Raw genomic sequence first — 3,305 nt, 5'->3', positions numbered from 1 at the left:
CTGTGAACGCTTTAAGGTATTATCTGAAAACATTAATGATGAAGAATTAGCTACCTTTTACAGAGAATTAATGATTAGCGAGGCTGGACACTACACAACCTTTATCACGTTTGCCAGAAAATATGGTAAAGACATTAATGTAGAACAACGTTGGCAAGAACTTGTTGCCTTTGAAAGTGAAGTTATTAAGCGCTATGGTAAATCTGAAACCATACACGGTTAATCATTCATGAAAGTCGCTAAGTGGATTCTTCCTATTATTATATTTTCTCAGTTTTGCTGTACTTCGCTTTGGTTTGCTAGCAATGCTATTATTAATGATTTAATAAGTAATTTTAATTTAGAAGCACAAGCGTTAGGTAATTTAACATCAGCCATTCAATTTGGTTTTATTACTGGTACATTAGTTTTTGCCCTACTAACTATAGCCGATCGCTTTTCGCCATCAAAAGTGTTTTTTGTAAGCGCATTAGTTGCTGCCTTATTTAACATTAGCATGTTGTTAAACACCAATACACTCTTTAGTTTAGTAGTATTGCGCTTTTTTACAGGTTTTTTTCTAGCAGGAATCTACCCTATAGGCATGAAAATAGCTTCCGATTATTACAACAAAGGTTTAGGGAAATCACTAGGTTTTTTAGTTGGCGCATTGGTCTTGGGTACTGCATTTCCGCATTTTTTAAAGGGATTCGTTAATATAATCCCTTGGGAATATGTTATTATAGTTACTTCTATATTAGCAGTTTGTGGAGGCTTATTATTATTTGCTTTTGTACCTAATGGTCCCTACAGAACACCGAGTCAAAAATTAGACTTCTCAGCTCTTTTTAAAGTATTTAAAAAACTTACATTTAGACAAGCTGCTTTTGGTTATTTTGGACATATGTGGGAACTGTATGCTTTTTGGGCATTTGTTCCTGTAATGCTTTCCAGCTACCAAAAACTACATAACATTGCTAATTTAAATATTCCTTTATTATCGTTTTTAATTATTGCAGTAGGCAGTATCTCTTGTGTTATTGCTGGCTATGTATCCACTCGTTTAGGTACAAAAAAAACAGCTACTATTATATTATTACTCTCTGCTTTATGTTGTTTAATTTCACCGCTTCTATTTACAATAACTCCAGTAATCTTTTTTATTAGTTTTCTATTTTTTTGGGGATTTGTAGTCATTGCAGACTCTCCTTTATTTTCAACATTAGTAGCACAAAACGCCATAACAACACTAAAAGGAACTGCCTTAACAATAGTAAACTGTGTAGGTTTTGCAATAACAATAGTAAGCATTCAGCTATTAAGCATTTTAAACACTTACAACCCTTCAATATACAACTATACTATTCTAGCAATTGGACCTATTTTAGGGCTTATTGTGCTTTTTAAAAGAAAAACGGTATAAAAAATGCTGTTTGTTAATGTTAACAAACAGCATTTAAAATTGTATGTGCAACGCACTTATAGCAACTCTAAAATCTGAGCAGCATGGTCTTTTGTTTTTACTTTATCTATAACATGTGTAACAACTCCGTTTTCATCAATTAAAAACGTTTTACGGTGTATACCATCATACTCTCTCCCCATAAATTTCTTCAACCCCCATACACCAAAAGCTTCTATAACTTCTTTTTCTGTGTCGGCTAAAAGCGGATAAGGAAAATCGAACTTATTTTTAAAGTTAGACTGCTTCTTTTCTGTATCTGCACTAACACCTAAAATCTCGAAACCTTTATCTTGCAATACCTTATAATTATCACTCAGGTTACAAGCCTCTGCAGTACAACCTGGAGTATTTGCTTTAGGGTAAAAGAAAACAATTAGTTTTTTTCCTTTATAGTCACTTAAAGAGATTGCGTTCCCGTCTTGATCGTTAACTGTAAAATTAGGAACTGTATCACCTTGTTTTAATGTATTCATAGTCGTAAATTTGATTTTATCAAAAATACGACTAATGACGAAACAAGAAAAGGTAAATTTTGTAATAAAAACGTTAAATGAATTATATCCAGAAATTCCTATTCCTTTAGACCATAAAGACCCTTATACTTTACTTGTTGCCGTTTTACTATCTGCGCAATGTACAGATGTTAGGGTTAACCAAATTACACCACTTCTATTCGCTAAAGCAGATAATCCATACGACATGGTTAAACTCTCTGTAGAAGAAATAAAAGAAATTATAAGACCATGTGGTTTATCTCCTATGAAAAGTAAAGGTATATATGGACTTTCTCATATTCTAATTGATAAACATGATGGTAAAGTTCCTCAGAGTTTTGAAGCTTTAGAAGCGCTTCCAGCTGTTGGCCATAAAACGGCAAGTGTTGTTATGTCTCAAGCTTTTGGTGTGCCTGCTTTTCCTGTAGACACACACATCCATCGTTTAATGTACCGTTGGAATTTAACTAATGGTAAAAATGTTGCACAGACAGAAAAAGACGCTAAACGTTTGTTTCCAAAAGAGTTATGGAACGACTTACACCTTCAAATTATTTGGTATGGGCGAGAATATTCGCAAGCACGAGGTTGGGATTTAGAGAAAGATATTATAACTAAAACTATAGGAAGACAAAGTGTTTTAAAAGACTATAAAAAGAATAATTCGTAAGAAATATCCTCACACTACCTAAAACTTGTTTTTAATCGAAAAAATAAGAAATTATTTAAAAAAAACATGCGCAGCTTATAGATTAGTGTATATTGTCTTATTGTAATTTTTAATATCTTATAAAATAGATTATTATGATCTCCCCAAAATTCCCTAAAAACGAGAGAAAGCGACAAAAAGCTGTAGAAAAATACAAATTGCTTGACACTCCTTCTGAAGATAAATATGATAATATTACCAGTTTTATTTCTGATATTTGTGATGCTCCAATCTCACTAATAACACTGTTAGATAACGACCGTAACTTTCTAAAATCACACTATGGAATAGATTTTAATGAGTCTCCTAGAAACATCTCTTTTTGCGGGCATACTATAAACTCCGATGCGCCTATTATGATAATTGAAGACGCTAGAAAAGATGAACGTTTTCATGATAATCCTTTAGTAAAAGAGTTTAACGCCATTTTTTACGCAGGTGTTTCACTTGTTAACAGTGAAGGCTATAAATTAGGAACCTTGTGCGTGTATGACCATAAACCAAGAACTTTAACACAAGAGCAAAAAAAAGCACTACAAATAATTGCCAAACAAGTCGTTACACTTTTTGAACAGCGTTTACAAAACGAACAGCTTTTAAAGCTAAAAGAAAACTTACAGCGTAGAAATGATGATTTGGAAAAATTTGCTGCTATTGT

The 3,305-nt window shown here is 32.6% G+C and carries 5 protein-coding genes; 4 read left to right on the top strand and 1 reads right to left on the bottom strand.

Going from position 1 to position 3,305, the window contains the following annotated elements; all coding sequences use genetic code 11:
* Together miaE and ACVC2P_RS15150 are read left to right on the top strand one after the other, a co-directional pair.
* Positions 1–223 (top strand): tRNA isopentenyl-2-thiomethyl-A-37 hydroxylase MiaE (gene miaE, locus ACVC2P_RS15155; protein ID WP_452599300.1); only part of this gene is annotated, 223 nt, incomplete at its 5' end.
* A 6-nt stretch (positions 224–229) separates the two neighbouring features.
* Positions 230–1,402: an MFS transporter gene (locus ACVC2P_RS15150; protein WP_452599299.1), complete on the top strand. Its 1,173-nt coding sequence runs from the start codon at positions 230–232 to the stop codon at positions 1,400–1,402.
* A 56-nt stretch (positions 1,403–1,458) separates the two neighbouring features.
* Here ACVC2P_RS15150 and bcp read toward each other — a convergent pair whose 3' ends face one another.
* Complete coding sequence (gene bcp / locus ACVC2P_RS15145; RefSeq protein ID WP_452599298.1) at positions 1,459–1,917, bottom strand: thioredoxin-dependent thiol peroxidase; 459 nt, start codon at positions 1,915–1,917, stop codon at positions 1,459–1,461.
* Between the two features lie 34 nt (positions 1,918–1,951).
* Between bcp and ACVC2P_RS15140 the strand changes: the two genes are divergently transcribed.
* Both ACVC2P_RS15140 and ACVC2P_RS15135 read left to right on the top strand, forming a co-directional pair.
* Complete coding sequence (locus tag ACVC2P_RS15140; protein ID WP_452599297.1) at positions 1,952–2,608, top strand: endonuclease III domain-containing protein; 657 nt, start codon at positions 1,952–1,954, stop codon at positions 2,606–2,608.
* A 134-nt stretch (positions 2,609–2,742) separates the two neighbouring features.
* The coding region (locus tag ACVC2P_RS15135) for a GAF domain-containing protein (RefSeq protein WP_452599296.1) at positions 2,743–3,305 on the top strand (563 nt) is incomplete at its 3' end.

The organism is Pontimicrobium sp. MEBiC01747 (genome assembly GCF_053601635.1).
This window is presented reverse-complemented; position numbering and strand designations above follow the sequence as displayed.